This is a genomic window from Mucilaginibacter sp. SG538B (assembly GCF_013376065.1).
Taxonomy (GTDB): Bacteria; Bacteroidota; Bacteroidia; order Sphingobacteriales; family Sphingobacteriaceae; genus Mucilaginibacter; species Mucilaginibacter rubeus.
Genome location: NZ_JABMJI010000001.1, coordinates 1,643,452 through 1,668,549, shown reverse-complemented (window position 1 = coordinate 1,668,549; position 25,098 = coordinate 1,643,452). Strand labels below are relative to the sequence as shown.

The following is a 25,098-nucleotide window of genomic DNA, read 5'->3' as shown; positions in this document are numbered from 1 at the left end:
AAAATTCAAAACCGCGAAGACATATTACCATGCCTCTGCGCTGCACAAATTAATTATCTTAGCACAATGAACAGCTGGTTTAAAAACTACAAAGGCATCATCCTATTAATAACAGGCATTATCATTGGCAGTATCGCCGGAGCTGTTTTAGGCGACAAAGTAGCCGTGCTCAAACCCATCGGTGATATTTTCCTGAACCTGCTGTTCACTGCCGTTGTGCCGCTGGTTTTCTTTGCCATAGCATCGGCTATTGCTGCATTAGACAGCTCACAAAGGCTGGGGAAACTGCTGGGCGTTACTTCACTGGTATTTGTGTCGACTGTTTTAGTAGCTGCTATGGTTACCATTATAGCTATTTGGATCTTCCCAATCCATCAGCACCTGGTGGCCAGCCCCATTACCGAAACCATCACCAAAAAACCTTTTGGCGATCAGCTAACCAGCCTTTTTACCACCAGCGAATTTTACCAGCTGTTATCCCGCAAAAGCATGCTGGCCATGATCATTTTTGCCGTGATCACCGGCTTTGCTACACTGCATGCAGGCGAAAAAGGCAAAGCATTTGCAGCTTTTTTACACAGCGGCAATGAGGTGTTCAAAAATATATTCAGCCTCATTATGAGGATTGGCCCAATTGGTTTGGGTGCTTATTTTGCTTACCAGGTTGGTGTGTTCGGTCCGCAATTATTTGGCGGTTATGCCCGATCAATGGCTTTATATTATGGAGTAGGTGCTTTTTATTACCTTGCGATATTCAGTCTGTATGCTTTTATCGCAGGTGGCGTTAGCGCGTTTAAGCGATACTGGAAAAATAATATTATACCATCGGCTACAGCAGTAGGAACTTGCAGCAGCATTGCCACCATACCTGCAAATTTGGATGCCGCAAAAAAAATGGGCATCTCTGATGCTATTGCCAATATTACCATTCCGCTTGGTGGCACTTTGCACAAAGATGGTTCAAGCATTTCGTCAATAGTAAAAATGGCTGTAGTTTTCGCGCTGTTTGGTAAAAGCTTTGACAACGCTGAAACTATAATCATAGCCCTTGCTATGACAGTTTTAGTAAGCCTGGTTGAAGGCGGTATACCCAATGGCGGTTATATTGGTGAGCTGCTTTTTATTTCGGCCTATGGTTTTCCGCCCGAAGCGCTCCCTCCTGCCATTATTATTGGTACGCTGGTTGACCCAATGGCCACATTGTTGAATGCAACCGGCGATACGGCTGCTGCCATGCTGGTAGCCCGCTTTACGGAAGGAAAGGACTGGATGAAACCGCCCCCCGCTAAGGGAGAACTATAGCATATTCAATAAAGGTTTATTATATTGGCGTATAAATAAACCCTTCACTACCTGTATGCTTCACATTCTCTACATTATAGCCATTATTGCCGAAGCAATGACAGCGGCATTATCAGCCGGGCGCCGGGATATGGATTGGGTTGGTGTTTGTATCATAGCCTGGGTTACAGCTTTAGGCGGCGGCACCGTTCGCAACATATTGTTTAATCATTACCCCATGAGCTGGGTCGAACATCCCGAATATTTAGTGATTACCGCAGCAGCAGCGATATTGGCCGCCATCATCGCACGCCTCATGACCAAAATGAAAACGCTGTTTCTTTACCTGGATGCTTTGGGATTGGTAGTATTTACTATTATAGGCTGCCAGATAGCTGAGCAGATTGATCTGCCATGGCTTATCATTTTGCTAAGCGGCATGATAACTGGCTGTGCAGGTGGTGTGCTTCGCGATGTTTTGTGTAATGAAGTACCTTTGCTGTTCCGTAAGGAGGTTTACGCCAGTGCATCCATTGTAACTGGGGCATGCTATTTAGGTCTCGAACATATGGGTGCCCCCAATGGAGTGGCAATTGTAATAGCTTGTATTATTGGTCTTGCATTACGTTTACTTTCTATTAAATATAACTGGCAAATGCCCAAATTTGTGTACCGGGAAGAATGGCATTAATTCTTGATTTCGGAATTGGGATTTTCGATTTCGGATTTTGTTTTTACGTCAGCTGAAAGCTGACACGATGGTTCACCACGGGCTGAAAGCCCGCGGCAGTAGCCGTTTAACAACCAAGGCGAGGATTTACCTCGCCTTGGTTGTTATTAAAATATCCACCATTGTTCCCCCTTCAGGGGTTAGGGGGCTACTCCGTACTCAACGAATATGGAACATCACTTACCTTCACGCCTCTTGCCTTATTAGGCTGAGGAGCCATATTAAAGTTAAGTACCGCTCCTTTTTTAAGTTCCGAATGGCTTAACCAGGTTAAATCATATGGCTTGCCGTTAACGTTTAACGTGTTGATATATTTATTAGCCGGACTGTTGTTAGCTGCATTGATCACTACCTTTTTACCATTCTCAAGATTTAGCGTAATTTTCTTGAACAGTGGTGTACCCAAAACGTACTGATCACTGGCCGGAGTTACCGGGTAAAAGCCCATAGCCGAGAACACATACCATGCCGATGTTTGGCCATTGTCCTCATCGCCACAATAACCATCCGGAGTAGCTTTGTATAACTTCGCCATAGCATCACGCACATGGAACTGGGTTTTCCATGGTTCACCTGCATAATTGTACAAGTAAATCATATGTTGAATAGGCTGGTTGCCGTGGGCGTATTGCCCCATATTCATGATCTGCATTTCGCGGATCTCATGAATGGTCTCGCCGTAATAGCTATCGTCAAACACCGGTGGCATGCTAAATACCGAATCCAGCTTGGTAATAAATTTCTGACGTCCGCCCATTAAATCAATCAGGCCCTGCATATCCTGGAAAACGCTCCAACTGTAATGCCAGCTATTACCTTCGGTGAAGGCATCACCCCATTTAAACGGGCTGAATGGTTTTTCAAAAGTACCATCCTGGTTTTTACCACGCATCAGTTTTGTTTCCGGATCGAACAGGTTTTTATAGTTCATGGCACGTTTTTTATAAATGCCAATCTCTGATTCGGGTTTGCCCAGTGCCTTGCCTAATTTATAAATCGCAAAATCATCATATGCATACTCTAAAGTACGGGCTGCGTTTTCATTGATCTTAACATCGTAAGGCACGTAACCCAATTTGTTATAGTACTCAACTCCCTCTCTGCCTGTAGCCTGCGGACCGGCATTATTTGCGCCGTGCACCAAAGCTTCCCACAAAGTACTGATATCATACCCGCGTAAACCTTTCAAATAAGCCTCAGAAACCACCGAAGCCGAATTATTACCGATCATCACCGCAGAATACCCCGGGCTCGACCACTCAGGCAACCAACCACCTTCTTTATAATCATTAATGAGGCCTTCCTGCATTTCTTTATTGATGGATGGATAAACCAGGTTCAGGAAGGGATATAGCGCCCGGAAGGTATCCCAAAAGCCGGTACCGGCAAATTTATAACCCGGGAATACTTTACCTGTCGATGCACTATAGTGTACAATCTTGTTATCCTTATCTATCTCATACAATTTGTTCGGGAAAAATACCATGCGGTAAAAGCATGAGTAAAAGGTACGCATCTGATCAACAGAGCCGCCTTCAACCTGCAGGTGGTTTAGGGTTTTGTTCCAAACAGCTTTTGCCTTTTGACAAGTTACATCAAAGCTGTCTTTACCCTGCTCACGCTCCAGGTTCAACTCGGCCTGTTCAATGCTGATGAATGATGAAGCTACGCGCAAATGAACCTTTTCGCCTTGCGTAGTTTTAAAACCTATCAGAGCGCTTGCATGTTCAGCTTTTAGCTCCAGGCCATCAGCTTGCGTAGTATCGCTGAAAGTATGTGCATAGGTGATTGGCTTATCCACATAAATAACAAAATAGTTTTTAAAGTTTTTAAGCGGGCCGCGCGCATATTTGGTTGAATAGCCTACAATCTTCTTTTGATCGGGCATGATCTTTACGTATGAGCCTTTGTTCAGTGCATCAATAACGATAAAGGAGCTATCAGTTTTAGGATAAGTAAACCTGAACTGTGCCGAACGCTCAGTTGGAGTAATTTCGGTAGTTACATCATGATCGGCCAGGTACACACTGTAATAGTATGGTTTGGCAGTTTCGGCTTTGTGTGAAAACCAGCTTGCCCTTTTATTTTGGCCTACTACTGCATGTTTGGTAACCGGCATAATGGCAAACTGCCCGTAGTCGTTCATCCATGGTGATGGCTGGTGGGTTTGTTTAAAACCGCGGATCTTGTGCGCGTCGTAAGTATACGCCCATCCGTCGCCCATAACACCGGTTTGCGGTGTCCAGAAATTCATCCCCCAGGGAAGGGCAATAGCGGGATAAGTGTTACCATTTGAAAGGTCGTAGTGCGAGTCGGTACCCATCAACGGATTGATGTATTCAACAGGATCGGTAACCTTATTTACCTGCTGAGCAAAAGTACCGGACGCCAACAACACTGATGTGATAAGTACCAGGGCTTTTTTCATTGTTTAAATATTTGATTTTTGATGAAACGTTTTACCAAGCCGTAAATATAAAAGACTGGCTTGATATAGCCAGTCTTTTAAGTGTATTATTTGCATTATACAATTACCAACCCGGATTTTGGGTTAATTTACTGTTAGTGCTGATTTCACGCTGTGGTATAGGCCACAGGTAATATTGAGTTTTAAAGGTTACGCCCTGCTCTGTTTGCGAAGCGGTAGGGTCGGCAAAAGTGTTTGATTGCGGCAGGTAGGCCATATGGGTACGCTGCATATCAAAATATGCCTTATTTTCATAAGCGAGTTCATGGTAGCGCTCCCTCCAGATTGCCTGGCGGAAGGTATCTTTGGTTAAATTACTCAATGGCGCAAGTTTAGCGCGTGCACGGATAGCATTAACAGCGGCATAAGCTTCAGCAGTTGGCCCGCTCACCTCGTTAGTTGCTTCAGCATAGATCAACTGAGCTTCGGGCAAACGCAATAAAGTCCAGTTCTCATCACTTCGACCGCTTTGAGCAGCACTTTCAACATGGAAATATTTATAAAGTGCATGTTCACCAAACTGAATGATGTTGCCTGGGTTACCGTATTGAGGATAGCTTGAGAAATAAAACTGGCGCTCCTGTGTACGCAGGTCGCCCGCCTCATAACTTGCCACAAACTGATTGGTAGGGATCATAGCGCCAAGGTGATCTCCATATGCACCAACCAACAGGTTAAACGGAATAGTTAACTGAGGGATAGCATTAGTCTGAGTGCCTACCAGGTAATTAATCTGGAATATTAATTCCTGCTGATTTTTGTGCGCATTATCATGCAGGAATGCATAATCAGGAAACAAAGAATACCAGCCTAAAACAGGCTCAATTTCTGATGCTGCCTTAGCATAGTTTTCGGTTTGTTTTAGCGGGAAGCCTGCTGTTGTTAAATAAACGCTGGCCAATAAGGTTTTAACAGCCCCCAATGAAACGCGACCGCTTGCATCAGTATTCGGCATACCTGATTCTTCGGCTGCCTGTAAATCGCTGATGATTTGTTTATAAACATCGGCCACAGGTGTACGTGAAGGATACAGATCAGGGCTGCTTACTGTTTGCGACGCGGTAATCAGCGGAACATCGCCATATAAACGCACCAGGTGGTAGTAATAAAATGCCCTGAAAAAGTAAGCTTCACCTATCAGTTTCTTTTTTAATCCATCATCCATAGGTGATATGCCGGGGATCTTTTCTATGGCAAGATTTGCATTGGCAATCCCCTTGTAACAGTTATACCATACTGTTTCAAAACCAGGATTAACTGCATCGGTACGCTGATGGATCACGTTACCATTGTTTACGCTCTGTCCTAACGAAGTGGCATGGCCGGCAAACAACTCCAATGTAATAAAAGGACTTTCACCATAAGCATCTCCATTTTGAAAAAAATACATTACGTTGTACAAACCGTTTACAAAGGTTAAAGCCTGGTTTGAACTGACAAAATAATTATCCTTAACAAAGTTGCTTTTATTTTTTTCATCAAGATATTTCTTGCAACCACTGCCTGTAGCAGCAGCAAGGATAAGTAACAAACCACCTACCCTGAATTTTTTAAAGTTAAATTTCATAATATGATGTTTTAACATTTTTTAATTAAAGACTAACATTAACACCTAACAGGAAAGTACGTGGTTTTGGATAATCATAAAACTGGATACCCTGGGTGAAGTTGCTTGAGGCATTGTATGTTGATACCTCTGGATCATAACCTGTGTATTTGGTTATCAGGAACAGATTTTGTGCCTGCGCATAAACCCTTAAACGGCTTAACTTTAACTTTTTAAGAATATTGTCATTAAAAGTATAACCAAGTGTTACCGCCCTGCCGCGAATAAAATTACCGCTTTCAACTTTGGTTGAATAAATTTCGGTTTGATAACGTACATAAGCGGGCCTGCTTTCGGCAATGCTGGTGTTTTGGTTAGTCGGTGTCCAGGCGTTAAGTACGGTAGCATAGCTGTTTGCCTGACCAGTGCGGTCCTGGCCCGAGTGGCGGGTAAGGTTCATGATCTGATTACCGTAATTAAATTGCAGATCAACACCCAGGTCAACGTTTTTGTAGCGGAAGTTGTTGCTGAAAGTACCATAACCATCAGGTATTGATTTACCTAATACCACTTTGTCGTCAGCGCTAACTTTGCCATCGCCATTGGTATCCTGTATTTTCAGGTCACCTGGTAACAAGCCATATTTAGCAGCTTCGGTCGCCTCAGCAGTTCCCCATGTTCCAAGCACTTTGTAACCATAAAAACTACCGGCCGAAAGACCAACCCGCATCAGGTTAAATTGCGAAAGGAAGGTTGGAGCAAGGAAGATATCATCATTAGATGCACCTAACTGCAGGATCTTGTTTTTCAGGAATGAAATATTAAAGGTTGAGTTCCAGGTGAAATCCTGTGTTTTTATAGGAGTAGCATTGATCGTGAATTCGACACCTTTGTTTTGCAGTTTACCTATATTTTTATAAACGGTTTGAAAACCGCTTGTTTCTGGCAGCGGTGCATTTAAAAGCAATGCCTTTGTCTTTTTCAGATAAGCATCTGCTTCAATGTTTAAACGATTGTTAAACAAGCCCAATGAAAAGCCTAAATCATATTCCGCGGTTTTTTCCCATTGCAAATCCTCGTTACCTATCGAGGTTTGCGTGGTACCTACCGCACTGTTGCCGCCAAAGGCGTAGCCAACTGTATTAATATTTGCGAGCGAGCGATATTCACCAATTTCGGAGTTACCGGTTAACCCGTAGCTCAGCCTCAATTTCAGATCTGATATAGTTTTATTATCCTTTAAGAAATCTTCCTGAGATACGCGCCATGCAAATGCCGCAGAAGGGAAAAAGCCGTACTTTTTGTTAGTACCAAATCGTGAGGAGCCGTCTTCGCGCCCCGTTAAAGTTAACAGGTATTTCTCGTTGTAGTTATAGTTCAATCTGGCAAAAAACGACTGCATTTGCCATGCATCATAATCAGACTCTGGTTTGTTAGGTACAATACCAGCAGATAAGTTATAATACTCATAAAAATCGTCAGACAATGTACCTGTTGATCCTTTTAAACGAAGTTGCTGATAGTTTTGACGTTCGGCACCTGCAACAAGGTTTATAGTATGTACCTTGTTAAAGGTTTTGTTGTAGGTAAAATAGTTTTGCCATTGCCAAAACGTCCTGTTAAACTCCTCTATCGAGGCCGAGCTATAGCTTTGTCCTGCAACAGGGCCGCCAACAAGCCCGCTTTGAGAAGCCGGGTTATAATTGGCAGATGTAGTTACACCCAAAACGCTGCGGAATTCCAAACCTGGCAACAGATTTAAATTCAAATAACCATTACCGCTGAAGATACGGTTGCGGGTAAGAGATTGAATTTCGTTAGCTTGTGCTACCGGATTATCACCGCCTTCAAGGTTAGGGTAATCGGTACGTTTGCCGTAGGTTCCGTCGGGATATCTGACAGGAATAAAAGGCACCATCTCAATTAACATACGCGGGATGTTGTTACCGCCTGTGCCCTGATCCTGGTTGCGGCCATCCTGGTAGTTGTAGTTTAATGTAGCCCCAACTTTTACCCATGGTTTTATCTGGTTGTCAACCGTTAAACGCACATTATAACGTTTCAGGTAGCTATTGAGGATAATACCTTCGTCATCAGCATAGTTCAGAAACAAGCCATAGTTTACATTTTCGGCGCCGCCGGTAAATGCAACGTTGTGGTTTTGGCTTACCGAAGTACGGGTTGTAGCTTTTTGCCAGTCAACGTCATATAATGGATTTAAATTTTGATCGAACAGTTTACCGATAAGGGCTGTTCTTTGCGTTACCGGGTTACGGTCGGTATAGTCGCCCGCAGCCCAGCCGGTAGGGTCATATTTTTTGATATTGGCGTAAGAAACATCCTCAATCTGCATAAACTGTTTTGAGTTAAGAACGGGTATCTCCTTAAACATATGATTTACCGCCATATAGGCATCGTAAGAAATGGTACCGCCTTTTTTACCTCTTTTGGTGGTAACCAAAATTACGCCGTTTGCACCACGGGTACCATAAATAGCTGTTGATGATGCGTCTTTCAGTACGTCGATAGTTTCAATGTCATTAGGGTTAATGGCGTTACCACCTTCTGTCCAAACCACACCATCCACAACATATAACGGATCGGTGTTGGTATTAATGGAGCTGTAACCACGGATACGGATTTTGGTTGCGCCACCCGGTGCACCTGAGTTACTTGATACGTTTACGCCGGCAATTTTACCAGACAATTCCTGCTCAAGATTGGTTTGCGGGCGCTCCTGCAATTGCTTTGCACCTACGCTACCTACCGAACCGGTAAGGTCGACCTTTTTTGCGGTACCGTAACCAACCACAACCACCTCGCTCAATGCTTTTGGTTCTTCTGCCAATACAACATCAATCTGGCTCCTGCCGCCAATAGGCACATTTTGGGTTGTATATCCTATAAATGTAAATACCAGTGTTCCGTTGGCATCAGGCGCGTTGACGGTATATTTACCATTAATGTCAGTTTGTACACCAACATTGGTACCTTTAACCTTAACCGTAACACCAGGGATAGGGCCTTTGGCATCGCTTACTGTACCCGTTACTTTAATTGGGGCAACAGCTACCTGCGACACAACAGGCTCATCCTTCTTTTTAACAACAATGGTTTGATCAAAAATTTTGTAGGTAAGCGGCTGATCTTTAAAGCATTGATCAAGCGCATTCTCTATAGATACGTTTGCAACTTCAATGTTGATTGCTCCGGCCTTTGATACATCCTGCTTATCATACATGAAATGATAGCCTGTTTGTTTTTCAATGGAGCGGAGTACTTTTTCAACGGTAGTATTTTTTTGGTGCAAAGTAACTATCTGGCTATAACTTTTGGCGCTCACGTTGGTAAGGGCCGCAATTATAATAAAGGCAGTTAGCTTCATGGCCAATATAAATTTGCGTAATTGGGGCCATGCCAAAGACGTGGCCTTAGAATTAAAATTCATAAGTTTGTAGAGTTTGGGTTAAACATTAACTTTCAATTCATCGATTGTAGAAATTTGGGACCCAGATGTTTATGCCGGGAACGTACTGCGAATACTTCCCGGTTTTTTTCATATGCTGGTTTTGGAATTCGATACACATGTTTGAACGCATGATAAACCGTTTTACCAATTTAGTCCCAAGGGTCGGGCTAACTTATCTTAGGTATTTCTTCCATCATAGGGTTGTTTAAATTGTTAACAATTGGTTGCTTAATATAGTAGGTTATAATAATTATGCTATTGCTGTATAGTAATACGCTTATCTTCAATTTTAAATTTCACCCCGGCATAGCCAAGCATGTTCATCAACTCGGATGCTTTCACATTTCGGGAGATCCGGCCTGTAAACTCGCGCTGTGGTATTTTGCCTTCGTAGGCTACCTCAACATCATACCAGCGGGCAGCCTGCCTCATAATAGCATCTATCCCCGCATCCCTGAATTGAAAAATACCGTCTTTCCAGGCTATTTCATCATCAACATCAACATCGTTAAGCACCTTTAACCTGCCCGCCTTGTTAAGCACAGCCTGCTGTCCGGGCTTTAAAATGCCGCTTGCCGCGCCATTGCTTATTTTTACCGAGCCTTCCAATAATGTGGTTTTCATTTCGGCCTCGTCATTGTAGGCCATGATATTGAAATGTGTACCTAAAACCTCAACTGTAGTGTTATCAGATTTAACCCTGAAAGGCATCTGCGGATTTTTGGCAACCTCAAAGTAAGCTTCGCCCGTGATGGTGACCTCACGCGTTTTGCCAGTAAATCTGGTTGGAAAACTTAATGATGATGCTGAATTTAGACAAACTTTGCTCCCATCCGGCAAAACCAACTGATACTGGCCGCCACGTGGAGTTGAAACAGTATTTATAACCGGTGCATCAGCATTAATACCGACTTCATAAACCAGCTGACCGTTGCGGGTTTTATTGATCCGGGTGGTACCCTGCTGCGCCAGTAAACCGTTTTGCGCGCTATCAAGTGTAATGGTTTTACCGTTGGCTAATGTTAAAACAGCCTTGTTACCACCCGGTAAGGCGTCATTTTTAAGATGAGTTTTGGCAATACTCTTTTTTGTAACAACCTGCTTTTTTTGATTGCTGTAAATATAAGCGCCTATACCAACAAGGAATAAGAATGAAGCTGCAACGCCTAACCTTCTCCACGGTAAATGATTACTTTTTATCGGCACCATAGCAGGTTGTTCGGTATTGGCCCTTAATATCCGGGTAAGCATGTCCTCGCTTTTCGAGCGATCAAAAAGCGGCCCGTTATCGTCGAGCTTATCCCAGGCCTGATGTATAACCGAAGCAAGCTCCGCATCAGTTGCCGATGAGTTGATGATCTCAAACAGTTCATCACGCTCGGCCTGCGTTGCGGCGCCGTTATAATAGGTATTAAACAAATAATCAAGCCGGGCGTAAAGTTCGCTCATAGTAAATGTCTTTCGGTATAACTGTATAATTGGCTACAGTGAGTTGGGGCAGATCTCATGTACATGACACCTGTAAGATTAAAAAAGGGGGTATTACTTTTTAAAAAAAATAAAAAAAATGAATTAATGCCATTACCAATGCTATAGCCTCCATATGCTCATGTACATAATCTTTGATTGATGTAGTAGCAATTTGAAGGTATTTTTTAACAGTTTCGCGGGATAGCTCCAGTTCATCTGCAATTTCATGGTACTTTAAGCGGTTATGCCTGCTCATGAGGTAAACCTTTTGCTGCTGTGGCGGCAGCCGATCAATAGCTTCGTCAATCAAATTATAATACTGGTCTGTTTCCGGCACTTCAGCATTAAAAGGCACAACCTGTGTTTCTTCTAACTTTTTTAGTTGTGTTTGTTCGCGGGCAACTTTTCGCAAACAGTTTATAGCATGGTTTTTTGAAATTACAAACAGGTAAGCCTTGAAATTATCAACCCCGGTTAGTGTTTCACGGGTCATCCAAATCTTCATGAACACGTCCTGCACAATCTCCTCGGCCAGTTCGACAGAATGGGTTATACGCAAAATATGAACGCCTAAACGCTGATGGTAAGCTGAAAACAACTGACGGAAAGCAAACTCATTACCCTGAGCTACTTGCATAAGCAGTTCCTTCTCATTTGATTGAGTAAATTCAAACATAGGCTAATGTATGGTTGCTGCAAATATTATAAAATTCGCAGTATTTGCAGCATTAATAATTATATCGATGAAACCAACGTATAACTGTAAAGAAATTAAAAATGTTTGAAAAAATATAAAACGGTCGCATTTCTTAAAGTTGTTTAACTATTAAGTATGTATTAAATAAAAGGCTATCAGTATAATGGCGTTGGCAAGCCATCTAAGCTGATCCTGTTTTTTTCCTGTTTATAATCGGCCAGCCCCTGTTCGCCCTTCTTTTCGGCCCATTTCATGGCATAATCACGCTCGCCTAAATATTCGTAAAGCGGTACGCTGAAACCACATGAAGTTTGCACCATATCAATATCACCTACTATGATTTGCCGGGTGGCCATATGGATGCTGAAATACCCCGAAAGTTCGTTCCATTCTTCGTTATCATCATCTGGTAAAATGCTGTAACCTTTACCATACAAGCGCAGGATATTGGGCGGCCCGTCGAAGGCGCAAAACATAAAAGTTATGCGCTGGTTTTCGAGCAGGTGGGCGGCGGTTTCATTACCGCTGCCAATAATATCCATATAAGCTACACGATTATTGGAAAGGATGCGGAAACTGGCATTATCTTTTGGCGAGAGGTTTACATGCCCGCCGGGACTTAAAGGCGCTGTTGCCACAAAAAATATTTTTTGATGAGCAATAAAATCCTTGTGATGGTCAAGCATCTCATTAAAAAACTTACCCATAATAAAAGGTTTTAATTAAGGATATTCAAATATAAGGATAATCGTTTTAGCGTTTTGAGGAATAAGGCATTTCAGCCAAAATTTTGATTGAATATTTAGGCTGAAGTCCCCGTTATGAATTCATTTTGTTCCAGTGTTCACCGAACTTTCGATAGCGTATTTAAAGTAGAAATCTATAACCCCTTTAATACCCCTATTGTATATTCCACCTGTTCGGCATGCACATCTAAATGAGTTACAAAGCGGATCCGGTTTTTATCTGTATCGCTTGCCCTAATGCCTTTGTCTGCAAGTTTGGCAAGCACCGCAGCAGCCGGTTCAACGGTATCAAATAAAACAATATTGGTTTCAACCGGAATTACATTGCTTACCCATGGCAAGTGGCCCAGTTCCTCACCCAGAATACGCGCATGGGCATGGTCTATCTTCAGGCGTTCAACATGATGATCAAGCGCGTAGCTCCCCGCGGCAGCTAAAAAACCCGCCTGGCGCATCCCGCCACCCAATACCTTGCGGATACGACGGGCATATTTAATAGTTTCCTTATCGGCTAATAAAACCGAACCTACAGGTGCGCCTAATCCTTTAGAAAGGCAAACTGAAATACCATTAAAATATTTCCCATATTCAACCGCAGCATCACTGGTATGGATAAGCGCGTTAAAAATCCGGGCGCCATCAAGGTGAAGCTTCAAACCTTTCTCGCGGCACAAACCGGCAATAGGTTTAATTTGTTCGAGCGTATAGCAACTGCCGCCGCCTTTGTTAACTGTATTTTCCAAAACCACCAAACTGGTGCGCGGATAATGGATATTTTCGGCATTGATCTCAGGCTCTATCATTTCGGGCGTTAAGATGCCACGGTAACCGTTCAACAACCGGGTTGATACTGCCGAATTAAAAGCAATGCCCCCGCCCTCGTACCTGTAAACATGTGCGGTTTGATCGGCAATGAGCTCATCAAGCGGCTGGGTAAAGCATTTAATTGCTATCTGGTTGGTCATGGTACCTGATGGGCAAAAGATAGCAGCTTCCATACCAAACATAGCGGCAGCTTTAGCTTCAAGGGCATTTATGGTTTCGTCCTCGCCAAAAACATCATCCCCTACTTTGGCGCTCCACATAGTTTCAAGCATGCCCGGGGTTGGCTTGGTTACAGTATCGCTTCGGAAATCAACAGTGATCATATTAAAAAGTTAAAATTTGCGTTCTTTGTATCAGAATTCAGAACTCGTTATGCGCTCAATTTTAATCATTTTATTTTTCATGCTGTGTTTTGTATCAGCAAAATCGCAAAAATGGCAACAGGGTAGCTTTACTGATGTAAAGGGCAACCGCGAAACCGGGCTGATCCGCGCTAATCCTTCAGGAAAAGGGCCAATAAAAGGCGAAGGTTTCATTGAGTTTAAGGAAAACGAAAAAACTAATCCATATAAATTAAGCGCCAGCGATTTAAGATCGTTTGTTGTGGGTCAGGACAGCTTTGTTGTGGCACACGCCCCGGCAAACGAATCGTGGACCAAGGAAGAAACCGACTTTGTAAAAGTGGTGCTTGATGGGCCAGTGAAACTGTTCATGGCAAAGGGCGGCAAAGGCGGGGGAGGCAGTGGCTTTGGTATTACACCGGGGATCTCAGCAGGCTACGGAAGCGGTGGTTACGGCGGCGGAATTGGCGGCGGCATCGGCATTAACCTTGGCGGCGGCGGTGGCCGGGGCGGAAGTTCAAAAACAACCTATTATTATGGTGAAACCACTGCAGGTATGAAACGCCTCACCGATGAAAATTTTGAAGATATTATGAGCGATATCATGGGAGATGAACCCGACCTTGTTGATCAGATCCATGAGCATAAATACAATCTAAAGAGTATCGATAAGCTCATTGCGAAATTTGACGAGCTGCAAAAAGCAAGGCAATAGAAAATATTCATCTTGAAGACTTACGAAGTTTTAAAAACTTCGTAAGTCTGAGTTCTATTGATGTGTATAAAAAGACGACTTGAAAAAATCAGGTCGTCTTTTTTTGTGGTGATGTACAATAGCATTCTAAGACAAAGATTATTTCTTACTAATGGTGTTGCCTGCGGCCGGGCTATCCGCTCATACTGCACAGGCATTAGCCACAAGGCCTGTATCCGCTCCAATCCCTAACGCAAAATCCGTTTCGTTTGGCGCTAATCAGGTTTTAAAACACGTCACAAACCGGCCATCCCCTCTTTTTTCTCCCCTGAACATCACGTGTTTAAGCACAAATGTTAATAAATCAAAACTATTTTACGTAATTAAAAGTTATTAAACTATAGTAATTCACCAAATAAATAACTCTTAATTAATTTATATCGATAAAAACGACTACTCATTACATTTTAATTCACTAAAAAAACAGAAAGAAAGATGAACATGAAAAAGTCAGTTTTAATAGCCGTTGCTTCATTAGCTATTGGTTTTTTATCAAACAAGGCAATAGCCCAAACACAGGATACAACCAAAAAGGACACTGCTAAAACAACTGCTGCTCCTGCAGCCACTTCTACAGCTTCCGCATCTGGCGATGTGGTTGGCGTAATGGCGACTTCAACTAACTACGCGCCAATGGCACTTGCAATAAAATCAGCTCAGCTTGAGCCAACTTTGCAGGCACCTGGCCCGTTTACCATATTTGCACCAAATGATGTAGCTTTCAGTAAATTACCCAAAGCGCAGTTTGATGCCCTGATGAAAGACCCTGCTAAATTTGCCCCGATATTGAAATATCACGTAGTTGCAGGTAAATACACCAAGACTGATATCATTAAAGCCTTAGGTGCAGGTAAAGGCAAAGCCGATCTGAAAACCATCGACGGACAAACTTTGCATTTATCCGTAAACGATAAAAGCAATTTGCAGATCACCGACGCCAAAGGCAACGCTGTATTGGTTACCGCGTTTGACACACAAGCGAGCAACGGTGTTGTACACGGTATTAACGGCGTAATGATGCCATAATCTCAAAATACTTTGTTTAAATTTTAAATCCACGAAAAACCCGGTTATTAAAGCCGGGTTTTTCCATTTATGACAGGCCTTTTAAGTAATCGGCTTTATTCATTCTAAAATCGAGATATGTGCTGCCAGTTTCCGTATCTGTAAAATCTCCCGTAAGCGAAAAACCTGTTTTCTTCAATAACTTCACCGAACTTTCGTTCCCTTGTTTCGGGCAGGCAGTTATCAATTCAAAATGCTGATCATTAAAACCAAAGGCCAGAACCGCGGAAATGGCTTCCTGCATAAAGCCCTGCCCCTGATAATCAGGGTGGAGTTCATAACCTATTTCTGCACTTTTATTGGCAGCATTAAGGTTCCAGTAACAAATGGTTCCTATCAGGTCATCCTGGTCTTTTAAGGTTATAGCCCAATAAAAGCCTTCGTTATTACCCACTATAGCCTCTATCTTTTTAATAAATGATAGCGCCTCATCAACAGTAGTGTTAGCAGCACGGTCAAGGTGTTTGTTCACTTCGGCATTGGAGCGGAGAGCCAATATTTGCGGGGCGTCCGACTCAAGTAATCCGCGCAAGCCCAAACGGTCGGTATTTAAAATATGCATTCCCATCATACTATTTGGATTTCTGGTTTTCCCTATCGGCAATGAAAACTACGGGTAAACCAACGCAAATTATCAGCGTTAACATCCCGGTCAGAATAGTACTTACCGGGATATGATATCCCGGCTTCATGGTTATTTTACTCAGCGGCACAACACTCAAATTCATGATGATCCAGGCAGCTATCCCGTAAATAACAGCTACGAAATATTTATTGCGCAAACCATTATAAAAGAAGGGATAAAGCAGGAAAAACGCCGCGCTGAATATAAAAGCGATCACATAATGGAAAACAACCCCGGCGACTATAATTTCAGCCCCGCCTGCAAAAGCCGCCGGTCCGAAAGCGCCGCTGGCAATAAACTTAAAAATAACACCAGGGTTTATTTTATAGTTCAGGATCATGGCTGCAAGTCCATCAAGTGTACCCGTTATAAACCCGGCGAACAGGATATTGACAAGTTTACTCTTCTTCTTCGGGTTTACTTTTTTTAACATGGCAGAAATTTTATCCAAACATAAAATTATTGTTTAAAAAGCTGTTTGTGTAATGAACTTTTTATCGAAAGGATAAGCAGACATTGCTTATTTTAGTTGCATGCATGATACTTTCACCGTTGACATACCTAAACTATTAAGCAACGACCTTTACAGGAAGATTGTGATAAGTAAAGAAGGTGTAGCTGTTGAAAGTTCGCACAACGAAACCCCTCTGTTTATTTATTCTAATGAACTGGCAGCTTTTAGGTACGGAATGAAATTTATTACAGGTTATGCATTCACTGTTGGCCGGCATTATTTTATTGAGATTAAAACCGAACATCAAAAAAGCATCGTCATAAAATTCAGCAGCTACTATGGGTTCCGTAAAAAGGTTTACAGAAAGGCCTGGAGGGATATAGTGAATAACCTATGGAACTATTATTTCGTACATCATTACCTCAGTCATTACTATAGGCATAAAAACGGTGAAAACTTTGAATTTTTCGGAATGGCATTTAATGAAAGCGGCATTAGTTGGGATAATAAAAATTTATTGCCATATACTGAAATAGGTCTTAGTAACTATGTTACCTATTTCATGGTTTATAATAAGCAAAATAAAAGTCAGCAAAAAAGCTACAATTTCATGCACGATTGGAATGCGCTTGCCTTGCAATCCCTTTTAAAAACACTGATGAAAGAGTACCAAAACTTTGGCGAGGAAACTACTTTAGATATTCATCCATAAAATAAAACACCCTTTTTCTGATCTCTTCGGCATCAAACATCACCCCATAGTGCGGCGCGTTGGGTACAATAATAAGTTCATTTTTAACACCGGCAAGTTTAAGGTATGAACTTAGCAAAACCGATTGGGTGTAATTGACCGATTCATCCTTTTCACCCTGAACAATGAGAAACGGCGGATCGTTTTTATCAACGTAGGTAACCGGACTGGCTATATTGGCCAGATCGGGCCGCTCGATAGCATAAGCACCAAGCAGCAGGTTAACCGGGCTTTTAGGATCATTAACATCGGTACCTTTGAGTGAAAGGAAATTTGATGGCCCATAAAAATCAAGCGCCAGTTTTATTTTAAAATGAGGCTTGCTTCCCCCCGGATAAAACTCTTTTATATTATTGTTATTGGATAAAGCCAGTAAGGATGCCAGATGCCCTCCGGCCGAAAAACCGATCACCCCAAACTTATCTCTGTTGAGTTTATATTTTGATGCGTTTTGATAAAGAAATTCAACAGCCTGGTTACAATCCCGGATTTGCGCGGGAAATGGTGCAGAAGTACTCCAGCGATAATCGATAGAAGCAACGGCATAACCATTATCAATAAAGCCCTGCACGGTTTTCTGCATGTAACCCATATCGGCATATTTATCATTCAGCATCCAGGCTCCGCCGTGGATCCAGATAATAACCGGGTAACTATCTTTTGCTGTTGGCGGCAGGTAAATATCCAGCAAGTGTTTCTTTAAAGTATCACTGGCATAATTAACATCACCATACAATATGGTGCCCTTTGGAAAAAATGGCTGTTTAGGACTTGATGTTTGTGCCAAAGCAGATACAGATAAAGCACTTATCAAAATGATCAGCAGGTTTTGGATTATCTTTTTCATAATTGGTTAATTGTTTAAAGATAATCCATATCCTTAAAAATCAACAATTAAATCCCAATCGAAAAATACGATATCCAGGCTATAAATAGCAATTGTAAAGGAATGCGGAACCACAAATAGCCGGTACCGCTGCCATCATAAGTAGCTTTTTCAAAATTTACATGCTTGATAGCGGCATTGATATTTGCAGGCAGCATTACTACAAACATGACAAGTAAAATAATTCCGGCAATGTGCCTTGTAGTATTAATAATCAACAATGGCCCGAGGATTATCTCCATTATACCGGTTAAATAAACTAACGCACCTTTAAACGGAATAAAGGATGGCATCATCATGACCATGCCTTTGGTAAACATAAAATGCCCTAATGATGCAAACCAAAGCATCAGCATCATGGCAACGTTGCCACTTAGAATAATATTCCAATCATCAATAAAAAGCCGCGAAATAGCGGCCGTAAGTATAAAACTTATGATGAGTACGAGCAGGACTTTCATAAGGTTAATTAAGGCTAAATATCGGGTATCAGGCTTTTATCAGTTGTTCGCCCTCAATTTTTTTCTGCAATTCTAAAATAGCACCAATTAAGGCTTCAGGACGTGGCGGACAGCCTTGTACATACACATCAACCGGGATCACCCGGTCAACGCCTTTTACCACATGGTAGCCATGCTGCCAGTATGGCCCGCCGCAGTTAGAGCATGAGCCCATCGAGATCACATATTTAGGCTCGGGCATTTGCTCGTAAAGCCGTTTAATACGTTCGGCCATTTTAAAAGTAACTGTACCGGCAATGATGATCACATCGGCTTGGCGGGCAGAGGGGCGCGGGAAAACACCAAAGCGGTCCAAGTCATAAGTGGAGGCCATAGAGCCCATCATTTCAATGGCGCAGCAGGCTATACCAAAACTAAGCGGCCATAATGATGACAAACGCGCCCAGTTAAGCAGATCGTTCATTTTGGTTACCACTACACCACCGTTCTCACTTGTTATATCGTTACTCATTTGCAGGCTTTTTAAAAGTTGGCTTAAACATAGGTTTGCGGGCTGGTTCTGGTGAGGGAGTGGCGGTTGCAGTTGCAGTTGATACTGTATCAGCGTTGAAAGCTTTTACTGTAAAACTGCTTTGTTCCTGGTTCAACTGTTCGTACAAGGATGGCGGAATATGCACATCGGTATGCGGCACAATCGGGGTTGGCTTGATCCAGTCCAGGTCGCCTTTGCGCCAAACATATACTAAACCTATAATCAGGATGCCCAAAAACACAAACATTTCGGCAAGTGAAAGCCAGCCCCAGCGTGCGTCTTGTGCTGCAAGCTCATGACTGCCAAATACGGTTGCCCAGGGAAAAATAAACACCATCTCCACATCAAAAAGCAGGAAAACCAGCGCTATCACATAAAAGCGGGGATTAAAGGGTAACCAGGCATTACCGGTAGGCTCTTCGCCACATTCGTATGAGCTTAATTTTTCGGCGTTGGGATTATTGGGGGCCAAAAGTTTGTTGATAAAAAATATCACGCACACCATTATTATCCCAGTAATAATAAAGATGAGTATCTTTCCAAATTCTGATATTTGCGAAACATCCGTCATGAGTACAAATTTAGTAAAACAAACAGATTTTGACGCTATAATAATTGGCGGAGGCGCATGCGGCCTCATGTGCGCCGTACAGGCCGGCTTTTTAGGCAAGCGGGTATTGGTACTTGAAAAAAACGACCGGGTTGGCGCCAAGATACTCATCAGTGGCGGCGGGCGTTGTAACTATACCAACCTTTACGCTACCGATCAGCAATTTATTTCGCAAAACCCACATTTCTGTAAATCAGCATTTTCGCAGTGGACAGTTGATGATACCATCAGCTTTTTTGAAACTTATGGCATCACCGGTAAAGAAAAAACGCTCGGCCAGCTCTTCCCGGTGAGTGACAAGGCCAAAGACGTAGTTGAGGTTTTTACTAACCTGTGCGATGACCTTGGTCAGGAGATCTGGGTAAATACCGAAGTTAAAATGGTAGAAAAAACTGACGATGGTTTTACAGTTCGTGCCGAAGTTAACGGCAGACAGGAATATATAAGCGCTGCCAGTGTAGTGATGGCTGCCGGCGGTTTGCCCATCCCCAAAATGGGCGCTACTGATTTTGGTTTACGAACGGCGCGCAATTTCGGCTTAAAAGTTACCGATACCGCCCCCGCGCTGGTGCCCCTTACCATTACCGGTAAAGACCAGCCCTGGTATGAACAATTATCAGGCAATAGTATCTTTTGCCGTGTTTGGAATGATAGGGCAAGCTTTGAAGAAAATATCCTGTTTACCCACTGGGGCCTTAGCGGGCCAGCCATATTACAGATCTCCTCCTACTGGAAACCCGGTGAAATCATTAACATCGATCTCCTCCCCAATCAAAACATAGCCGACCTTATTCAGCAGGAAAAGGAAACCAACGGCAAAAAAATGCTGCTCGCTTATATAGCATCTTTATATACCCGCAAGTTTGCCGAGGCTTTAAGTGACAAACTCCCAGCCGAAAAAAACATGGCATCACTCACTAAAACCGACATTGAAAATATCAGCGCGCTCATTCACGATTTTAAGGTAAAACCTGCCGGCGATAAAGGTTATGACAAGGCCGAAGTAATGCGCGGTGGTGTGGCCACCGATGAACTATCATCCAAAACATTGGAGGCTAAAAAAGTCCCCGGGTTGTTTTTTGGCGGCGAATGTGTGGATGTTACCGGATGGCTGGGCGGTTATAATTTTCAATGGGCCTGGGCAAGCGGTTTTGTGATAGCGCAAAACATATGACCGTTGACTTTTTTGCGATTACGCTGATTTCGTTGATGCTATTTTACCAGCTAACCTGCCACTATCATTCATTTGCCGACGTTCGGTGATGCCGGGAAATCCTCCTTTGCAATTGTAACAAATCGGGTGTCCCAATTTTTTGATTCTCCAAAAAAAAATAAAAAAAAGCCCGGCGTTCTTTTTTAAAAAAGAGGACTGTTCCATTTTTTGAGAGTGAAAACGCGGAACGCTTTAAAAATGAAACACATTGATTATCAAATACATAATATTTTACACGAAACACTGTTAAATATCTAATTATCAACAATTAAAACTTTAAGGAGTAAGCGCTTCTGGTTTCACATACGGGCTAAAACACCCTTTTTATTTTGCCATTTTTTAAGCCTTTTTGGATTTTTTTGATATTGACCGCGCCGGTTAGAAATAGCGCTGACAAAATAGCGCCACCAAAGTTATGAGTGTAAATACCTATTTTTAATAGCGTTTTTTAACTACCGCTCCACTATCTTATAATTCCTGTACTCACCAACGCGCCAGCCCGTAAGGTCTTCAATCTTTTGCAGTGCCTTACGGCGGAAGTCCATACCAGCCCTTAGTTTTTTGGAGTCAAAATCGATATTCCAGTTAGTAGCTGTTATTCGTTTTTGCATGGTTGCCGGATGCGTGCCGGTAAAGCGGATCAAGCGATCTGCATTGCCATAATCAAACTCATAGGTTTCGGGCAAGTGTTCAGCAAACCAGGTTTCGTCGTGATAAAACTTATTAAAGTTACGCACCTTATGGGTTAACCCTTGTGGTGGCTTTGCCCAGCCGTAATGATATATATAGGCATCAATAAGCTTTACGTTGATTTTACGATCATCAAGCCTGAATCCCTGAGCATCACGATATGAATGGATACCCTTAATATTTTTGAGCAACCGGATTTCGCGGCGGTACCAGCGCCTTGAATGCCCGTAATAGTCATATGAGCCATAAAAATGCAGGTATTTAAACAGTAAGCCTTCAATGTTGGGTTTATTTAAAGCTTCATGCATTTCCTTTTTGATAAGCGGATGATATTTTTCATGCACCGCTTCGTCGCCCTGGATATAGAAACACCAGTCGGCATCGGGCGATATAGCTGCAAAAGCCTTATCTGTTTCGGCAGCGAAAACCTTTCCGCCTTCCCTTAATGATTCATCCCAAACCGAATCAATGATTTTTATAACCGGCGAGTTGATGCCCTCGATCAATCCCCGGGTACCATCATCGGAGTTACCTACTACTACAATAAATTCATCGCAAAGCGGTAATATGGATGTAATGGCCTCAACAATGGGATAATCATTACGTACAGCGTTCTTGATAAAGGTAAAACCGGATACTTTCATATGCGGCGTAAAGATAATAACAGAATCAAGACTTCAGGATACAAGATTCAAGACATCGCTTCCCAAGATCAACAGATTGCAGGTATCTTCAATTTGTGACATTGGGATTAGTGCATTTTGCATCCCGATGCGTTACTTTGCAAATAATAAAATTACTGCGCAGTTTGCGGTAATCCATATCAATAAATATCACTATGAAGGCACTCGCCAGGCAACTTTTCAAAACTTTTCTTTTTTCGGTAATCATATCTATAGTAGCAAGTGCGGTTTATTACTCGCTGCAGCATAAAGGCGTAAGCCAGGACCTAAACGGGATACTCCCCTCATTGTCCGAAAGCGTGGCTTTACTCAACATCTTTATTTTAATAATGACCCTGCCCATGTTGTTTTTAGCCAACCCGGCGTATTACAACAATCTGTCTATAAGGCTGGTGCTTTATTTTTCGGGCTCTGTTGTATTTGTCATTACCGCCTTCCGTTTACAGCTAAACCCCGAAAACAAAACGCTTTACTTTATTACGGCCATTAGTTTTATCATAGTACACAGCGTTTTCTATTATCTAATGACCAAAAAACGACGTTGAACCATTGTTGTTTAAAGCATTTATAGGCTTTTTGAAAGATTTAGGCTAAACTTGCATCTTCAAATATGAAAGCATTTTACGGAGATTTAAAACTGGGTATTTTAGGCGGCGGACAGTTAGGACGTATGCTGATACAGCAAGCCATAAACTATAATGTTACTGTTAAAATTCTTGATCCGGACCGCGAAGCGCCTTGCCGCAAACTGTGTGACGAGTTTACCGTAGGCTCATTGGGTGATTATGAAACCGTTTATAACTTTGGTAAAACTGTCGACCTGCTTACCATTGAAATAGAAAAGGTTAACGTTGACGCCCTTGAACAATTGGAAAAAGAGGGCGTATTGGTTTATCCGCAATCCCGCATTATCCGCCTCATCCAGGATAAAGGTCTGCAGAAGCAATTTTTCAAGGAAAATGATATCCCTACTGCCGATTTCCAGATCATATCATCACCTCAGCAGCTTCAGCAAAGTTTAATCCCTTTCCCTTATATTCAAAAACTACGTAAGGATGGTTATGACGGCAAAGGTGTATATAAAGTAATTGATGAAAGCTACCTTGCCGGCGCTTTTAAAGAGCCGAGCCTGATTGAGCAATGGATAGATTTTGAAAAAGAGATTGCGGTAATTGTGGCCCGTAATGAAAACGGCGAGATCAGCACCTTCCCGATGGTTGAAATGGAGTTCAACCCTAAAGCCAATTTGGTGGAGTTTTTGATCGCTCCTTCTACCCTTCCATTCGCCATCCAACAAAAAGCAGAGCAGATTGCTAAAAAGATAGCCGACAGTCTTAAAATTGTGGGCTTGCTGGCGGTTGAAATGTTTTTAGATAAGCAAGGCCGCATCCTGGTGAATGAGCTTGCCCCGCGCCCGCATAACAGTGGTCACCAAACTATTGAAGGCAATGTGGTATCTCAATTTGAGCAGCATTTGAGGGCGATATTTAATCAGCCTTTGGGCGATACAGCCTGCCTTAACAACGCCATTATGGTGAACGTTTTAGGTGAAGCCGGTTATGAAGGACCTGCCATTTACCAGGGTATCGAAAAGATTTTAAAAGTACCGGGTGTATATATTCATCTTTACGGCAAAGCGCTGACCAAGCCTTTCAGGAAAATGGGCCACGTCACTATTGTTGACGCAGATCGTGAAAAAGCGATTGAAAAGGCACGGTTTGTGCAGAAAACACTGAAAGTAATTAGTTAGTTTAGTTCATGGTTCATAGATCATGGTTTATAGTTTATAGTAGAACAAATGGCATTTAGATTTGAGGATCTTCAGGTTTGGCAGAAAGCTATGGATTTGGATGAACAAATAAATCAACTAACGAAGTCATTTCCCAAAGAAGAAATTTATATTTTAACATCACAGATAAAACGTGCGGCTGATTCTGTTGTTCTGAATATCGCTGAAGGATCAACTGGACAGAGTAAAGCAGTTTTTAAGGTCTTTTTAGGTTATTCACTAAGATCTGCCATTGAAGTGGTAAGCTGTCTTTTTATTGCAAAGAGAAGAAACTATATCGTTGAAGAAAACTTTAAAATTTTTTATGCTGATTATGAAGTATTGGTAAAAATGATCACGGCGTTAAAAAACTCCATATAGCTGATCTTCCCATGAACCATGATCTATGAACCATTAACTATGAACAACACTACAAAAGTCGCCATTATAATGGGCAGCAAATCCGATTTAAATGTAATGCAGGATGCTGCTGATGTTTTAGCCGAATTAGGCGTTGAATATGAAATAACCGTGGTATCGGCCCACCGTACACCCGATAGGATGTTTAGTTACGCCCGTGCTGCTGCCGACAGGGGTATTAAAGTGATCATCGCTGGAGCCGGCGGCGCAGCCCACCTGCCGGGCATGGTAGCCTCATTAACCCATTTGCCGGTGATTGGAGTACCGGTAAAATCAAGCAACTCTATTGACGGCTGGGATTCAATCCTATCTATACTACAAATGCCAAACGGTATCCCGGTAGCCACTGTAGCTTTAAACGCTGCAAAAAACGCAGGGATCCTTGCTGCACAAATCCTGTCAACAGGAGATGAGTACCTGGTAAAAAACCTTATCGATTTTAAAGAAAACCTTAAAAAGAAAGTTGAAGAGTCGGCAAGGGAAATGGAAGGGGAAGAATAGTTGGCAATTTGCAGTGGCAGTTGCAGCAGCAATCAGATTATAAGAAGTAAAGGGCAAGTTTATGAACATGCCCTTTTATTATTTACTGCTACTAAAAGCTGCCCCTGTTACTA

The 25,098-nt window shown here is 42.5% G+C and carries 24 protein-coding genes; 10 read left to right on the top strand and 14 right to left on the bottom strand.

What is annotated here, in order from left to right; translation table 11 throughout:
* The first annotated feature begins 66 nt into the window (after positions 1-66).
* Positions 67-1,302 carry a dicarboxylate/amino acid:cation symporter gene (locus FHW88_RS06775; protein ID WP_090524890.1) on the top strand — a complete coding sequence of 412 codons (1,236 nt, stop codon included), beginning with the start codon at positions 67-69 and terminating at the stop codon, positions 1,300-1,302.
* A gap of 55 nt (positions 1,303-1,357) precedes the next feature.
* Positions 1,358-1,972: a trimeric intracellular cation channel family protein gene (locus FHW88_RS06770; RefSeq protein WP_090524888.1), complete on the top strand. Its 615-nt coding sequence runs from the start codon at positions 1,358-1,360 to the stop codon at positions 1,970-1,972.
* 187 nt (positions 1,973-2,159) lie between these two features.
* On the opposite strand, the gene FHW88_RS06765 is transcribed toward FHW88_RS06770, so the two are convergent.
* The 7 genes from FHW88_RS06765 to FHW88_RS06735 form a co-directional block, all read right to left on the bottom strand.
* Positions 2,160-4,439, bottom strand: coding sequence for a GH92 family glycosyl hydrolase (locus FHW88_RS06765; protein ID WP_176624094.1), 2,280 nt, complete (start codon positions 4,437-4,439; stop codon positions 2,160-2,162).
* Between the two features lie 103 nt (positions 4,440-4,542).
* Positions 4,543-6,045 carry a RagB/SusD family nutrient uptake outer membrane protein gene (locus FHW88_RS06760; RefSeq protein ID WP_176624092.1) on the bottom strand — a complete coding sequence of 501 codons (1,503 nt, stop codon included), beginning with the start codon at positions 6,043-6,045 and terminating at the stop codon, positions 4,543-4,545.
* Between the two features lie 25 nt (positions 6,046-6,070).
* Positions 6,071-9,472 (bottom strand): TonB-dependent receptor, encoded by a 3,402-nt coding sequence (locus FHW88_RS06755; protein WP_176624090.1) that lies wholly within the window; start codon positions 9,470-9,472, stop codon positions 6,071-6,073.
* Positions 9,473-9,748: 276 nt separating this feature from the next.
* Positions 9,749-10,942 carry a FecR family protein gene (locus FHW88_RS06750; protein WP_176624087.1) on the bottom strand — a complete coding sequence of 398 codons (1,194 nt, stop codon included), beginning with the start codon at positions 10,940-10,942 and terminating at the stop codon, positions 9,749-9,751.
* A 100-nt stretch (positions 10,943-11,042) separates the two neighbouring features.
* Entirely contained in the window at positions 11,043-11,639 is a 597-nt protein-coding gene (locus FHW88_RS06745; RefSeq protein WP_176624085.1) for an RNA polymerase sigma factor, read from the bottom strand.
* 176 nt (positions 11,640-11,815) lie between these two features.
* Positions 11,816-12,367, bottom strand: a complete 552-nt coding sequence (locus FHW88_RS06740) for a pyridoxamine 5'-phosphate oxidase family protein (protein WP_176624083.1) — start codon at positions 12,365-12,367, stop codon at positions 11,816-11,818.
* A gap of 173 nt (positions 12,368-12,540) precedes the next feature.
* Positions 12,541-13,554 (bottom strand): threonine aldolase family protein, encoded by a 1,014-nt coding sequence (locus tag FHW88_RS06735; protein ID WP_176624081.1) that lies wholly within the window; start codon positions 13,552-13,554, stop codon positions 12,541-12,543.
* A gap of 79 nt (positions 13,555-13,633) precedes the next feature.
* Here FHW88_RS06735 and FHW88_RS06730 point away from each other — a divergent pair, with 79 nt between their 5' ends.
* Both FHW88_RS06730 and FHW88_RS06725 read left to right on the top strand, forming a co-directional pair.
* Positions 13,634-14,287, top strand: coding sequence for a hypothetical protein (locus FHW88_RS06730; protein WP_176624079.1), 654 nt, complete (start codon positions 13,634-13,636; stop codon positions 14,285-14,287).
* A 480-nt stretch (positions 14,288-14,767) separates the two neighbouring features.
* Positions 14,768-15,352, top strand: coding sequence for a fasciclin domain-containing protein (locus FHW88_RS06725; RefSeq protein ID WP_176624077.1), 585 nt, complete (start codon positions 14,768-14,770; stop codon positions 15,350-15,352).
* 67 nt (positions 15,353-15,419) lie between these two features.
* On the opposite strand, the gene FHW88_RS06720 is transcribed toward FHW88_RS06725, so the two are convergent.
* Together FHW88_RS06720 and FHW88_RS06715 are read right to left on the bottom strand one after the other, a co-directional pair.
* Positions 15,420-15,953 carry a GNAT family N-acetyltransferase gene (locus tag FHW88_RS06720; protein ID WP_176624075.1) on the bottom strand — a complete coding sequence of 178 codons (534 nt, stop codon included), beginning with the start codon at positions 15,951-15,953 and terminating at the stop codon, positions 15,420-15,422.
* A 10-nt stretch (positions 15,954-15,963) separates the two neighbouring features.
* Positions 15,964-16,449: a hypothetical protein gene (locus FHW88_RS06715; RefSeq protein WP_176624073.1), complete on the bottom strand. Its 486-nt coding sequence runs from the start codon at positions 16,447-16,449 to the stop codon at positions 15,964-15,966.
* 100 nt (positions 16,450-16,549) lie between these two features.
* Between FHW88_RS06715 and FHW88_RS06710 the strand changes: the two genes are divergently transcribed.
* Positions 16,550-17,182, top strand: a complete 633-nt coding sequence (locus FHW88_RS06710) for a hypothetical protein (RefSeq protein ID WP_176624071.1) — start codon at positions 16,550-16,552, stop codon at positions 17,180-17,182.
* Here FHW88_RS06710 and FHW88_RS06705 read toward each other — a convergent pair.
* Genes FHW88_RS06705 through FHW88_RS06690 form a run of 4 tightly spaced genes read right to left on the bottom strand, consistent with a single transcriptional unit; the run spans position 17,160 to position 19,605 of the window.
* Positions 17,160-18,068 (bottom strand): alpha/beta hydrolase, encoded by a 909-nt coding sequence (locus tag FHW88_RS06705; RefSeq protein ID WP_176624069.1) that lies wholly within the window; start codon positions 18,066-18,068, stop codon positions 17,160-17,162. The two genes, FHW88_RS06710 and FHW88_RS06705, sit on opposite strands and share 23 nt — an antisense overlap.
* Positions 18,069-18,115: 47 nt before the next feature.
* Positions 18,116-18,568 carry a hypothetical protein gene (locus FHW88_RS06700; RefSeq protein WP_176624067.1) on the bottom strand — a complete coding sequence of 151 codons (453 nt, stop codon included), beginning with the start codon at positions 18,566-18,568 and terminating at the stop codon, positions 18,116-18,118.
* A 28-nt stretch (positions 18,569-18,596) separates the two neighbouring features.
* On the bottom strand, positions 18,597-19,079 hold the full coding sequence (locus FHW88_RS06695; protein ID WP_176624065.1) for an NADH-quinone oxidoreductase subunit B: 483 nt from the start codon (positions 19,077-19,079) through the stop codon (positions 18,597-18,599).
* Positions 19,072-19,605 (bottom strand): NADH-quinone oxidoreductase subunit A, encoded by a 534-nt coding sequence (locus tag FHW88_RS06690; protein ID WP_255485215.1) that lies wholly within the window; start codon positions 19,603-19,605, stop codon positions 19,072-19,074. Before FHW88_RS06690 ends, FHW88_RS06695 begins: the two co-directional genes overlap by 8 nt.
* Before the next feature lie 64 nt (positions 19,606-19,669).
* On the opposite strand from FHW88_RS06690, the gene FHW88_RS06685 reads away from it, so the two are divergent.
* Entirely contained in the window at positions 19,670-20,884 is a 1,215-nt protein-coding gene (locus FHW88_RS06685) for an NAD(P)/FAD-dependent oxidoreductase (RefSeq protein WP_176624063.1), read from the top strand.
* Positions 20,885-21,375: 491 nt separating this feature from the next.
* On the opposite strand, the gene FHW88_RS06680 is transcribed toward FHW88_RS06685, so the two are convergent.
* Positions 21,376-22,257 carry a glycosyl transferase gene (locus tag FHW88_RS06680; protein WP_091167987.1) on the bottom strand — a complete coding sequence of 294 codons (882 nt, stop codon included), beginning with the start codon at positions 22,255-22,257 and terminating at the stop codon, positions 21,376-21,378.
* A gap of 194 nt (positions 22,258-22,451) precedes the next feature.
* Between FHW88_RS06680 and FHW88_RS06675 the strand changes: the two genes are divergently transcribed.
* The 4 genes from FHW88_RS06675 (at position 22,452) to purE (ending at position 24,985) form a co-directional block, all read left to right on the top strand.
* Complete coding sequence (locus FHW88_RS06675) at positions 22,452-22,841, top strand: hypothetical protein (protein ID WP_090524856.1); 390 nt, start codon at positions 22,452-22,454, stop codon at positions 22,839-22,841.
* A 65-nt stretch (positions 22,842-22,906) separates the two neighbouring features.
* Positions 22,907-24,046 (top strand): 5-(carboxyamino)imidazole ribonucleotide synthase, encoded by a 1,140-nt coding sequence (locus tag FHW88_RS06670; protein WP_091210454.1) that lies wholly within the window; start codon positions 22,907-22,909, stop codon positions 24,044-24,046.
* A 48-nt stretch (positions 24,047-24,094) separates the two neighbouring features.
* Positions 24,095-24,445: a four helix bundle protein gene (locus FHW88_RS06665; protein WP_176624061.1), complete on the top strand. Its 351-nt coding sequence runs from the start codon at positions 24,095-24,097 to the stop codon at positions 24,443-24,445.
* A gap of 39 nt (positions 24,446-24,484) precedes the next feature.
* A complete protein-coding gene (gene purE / locus FHW88_RS06660; RefSeq protein ID WP_090526185.1) occupies positions 24,485-24,985 on the top strand; it encodes a 5-(carboxyamino)imidazole ribonucleotide mutase in 501 nt (166 codons plus the stop codon).
* Positions 24,986-25,098 lie beyond the last annotated feature (113 nt).

Bases quoted from the DNA above. Each gene is read 5' to 3' on its own strand.
- FHW88_RS06775 (WP_090524890.1), top strand. From the start codon at position 67: ATGAACAGCTGGTTTAAAAACTACAAAGGCATCATCCTATTAATAACA.
- FHW88_RS06770 (WP_090524888.1), top strand. From the start codon at position 1,358: ATGCTTCACATTCTCTACATTATAGCCATTATTGCCGAAGCAATGACA.
- FHW88_RS06765 (WP_176624094.1), bottom strand. From the start codon at position 4,439: ATGAAAAAAGCCCTGGTACTTATCACATCAGTGTTGTTGGCGTCCGGT.
- FHW88_RS06760 (WP_176624092.1), bottom strand. From the start codon at position 6,045: ATGAAATTTAACTTTAAAAAATTCAGGGTAGGTGGTTTGTTACTTATC.
- FHW88_RS06755 (WP_176624090.1), bottom strand. From the start codon at position 9,472: ATGAATTTTAATTCTAAGGCCACGTCTTTGGCATGGCCCCAATTACGC.
- FHW88_RS06750 (WP_176624087.1), bottom strand. From the start codon at position 10,942: ATGAGCGAACTTTACGCCCGGCTTGATTATTTGTTTAATACCTATTAT.
- FHW88_RS06745 (WP_176624085.1), bottom strand. From the start codon at position 11,639: ATGTTTGAATTTACTCAATCAAATGAGAAGGAACTGCTTATGCAAGTA.
- FHW88_RS06740 (WP_176624083.1), bottom strand. From the start codon at position 12,367: ATGGGTAAGTTTTTTAATGAGATGCTTGACCATCACAAGGATTTTATT.
- FHW88_RS06735 (WP_176624081.1), bottom strand. From the start codon at position 13,554: ATGATCACTGTTGATTTCCGAAGCGATACTGTAACCAAGCCAACCCCG.
- FHW88_RS06730 (WP_176624079.1), top strand. From the start codon at position 13,634: ATGCTGTGTTTTGTATCAGCAAAATCGCAAAAATGGCAACAGGGTAGC.
- FHW88_RS06725 (WP_176624077.1), top strand. From the start codon at position 14,768: ATGAAAAAGTCAGTTTTAATAGCCGTTGCTTCATTAGCTATTGGTTTT.
- FHW88_RS06720 (WP_176624075.1), bottom strand. From the start codon at position 15,953: ATGCATATTTTAAATACCGACCGTTTGGGCTTGCGCGGATTACTTGAG.
- FHW88_RS06715 (WP_176624073.1), bottom strand. From the start codon at position 16,449: ATGTTAAAAAAAGTAAACCCGAAGAAGAAGAGTAAACTTGTCAATATC.
- FHW88_RS06710 (WP_176624071.1), top strand. From the start codon at position 16,550: ATGCATGATACTTTCACCGTTGACATACCTAAACTATTAAGCAACGAC.
- FHW88_RS06705 (WP_176624069.1), bottom strand. From the start codon at position 18,068: ATGAAAAAGATAATCCAAAACCTGCTGATCATTTTGATAAGTGCTTTA.
- FHW88_RS06700 (WP_176624067.1), bottom strand. From the start codon at position 18,568: ATGAAAGTCCTGCTCGTACTCATCATAAGTTTTATACTTACGGCCGCT.
- FHW88_RS06695 (WP_176624065.1), bottom strand. From the start codon at position 19,079: ATGAGTAACGATATAACAAGTGAGAACGGTGGTGTAGTGGTAACCAAA.
- FHW88_RS06690 (WP_255485215.1), bottom strand. From the start codon at position 19,605: ATGGTGTGCGTGATATTTTTTATCAACAAACTTTTGGCCCCCAATAAT.
- FHW88_RS06685 (WP_176624063.1), top strand. From the start codon at position 19,670: ATGAGTACAAATTTAGTAAAACAAACAGATTTTGACGCTATAATAATT.
- FHW88_RS06680 (WP_091167987.1), bottom strand. From the start codon at position 22,257: ATGAAAGTATCCGGTTTTACCTTTATCAAGAACGCTGTACGTAATGAT.
- FHW88_RS06675 (WP_090524856.1), top strand. From the start codon at position 22,452: ATGAAGGCACTCGCCAGGCAACTTTTCAAAACTTTTCTTTTTTCGGTA.
- FHW88_RS06670 (WP_091210454.1), top strand. From the start codon at position 22,907: ATGAAAGCATTTTACGGAGATTTAAAACTGGGTATTTTAGGCGGCGGA.
- FHW88_RS06665 (WP_176624061.1), top strand. From the start codon at position 24,095: ATGGCATTTAGATTTGAGGATCTTCAGGTTTGGCAGAAAGCTATGGAT.
- purE (WP_090526185.1), top strand. From the start codon at position 24,485: ATGAACAACACTACAAAAGTCGCCATTATAATGGGCAGCAAATCCGAT.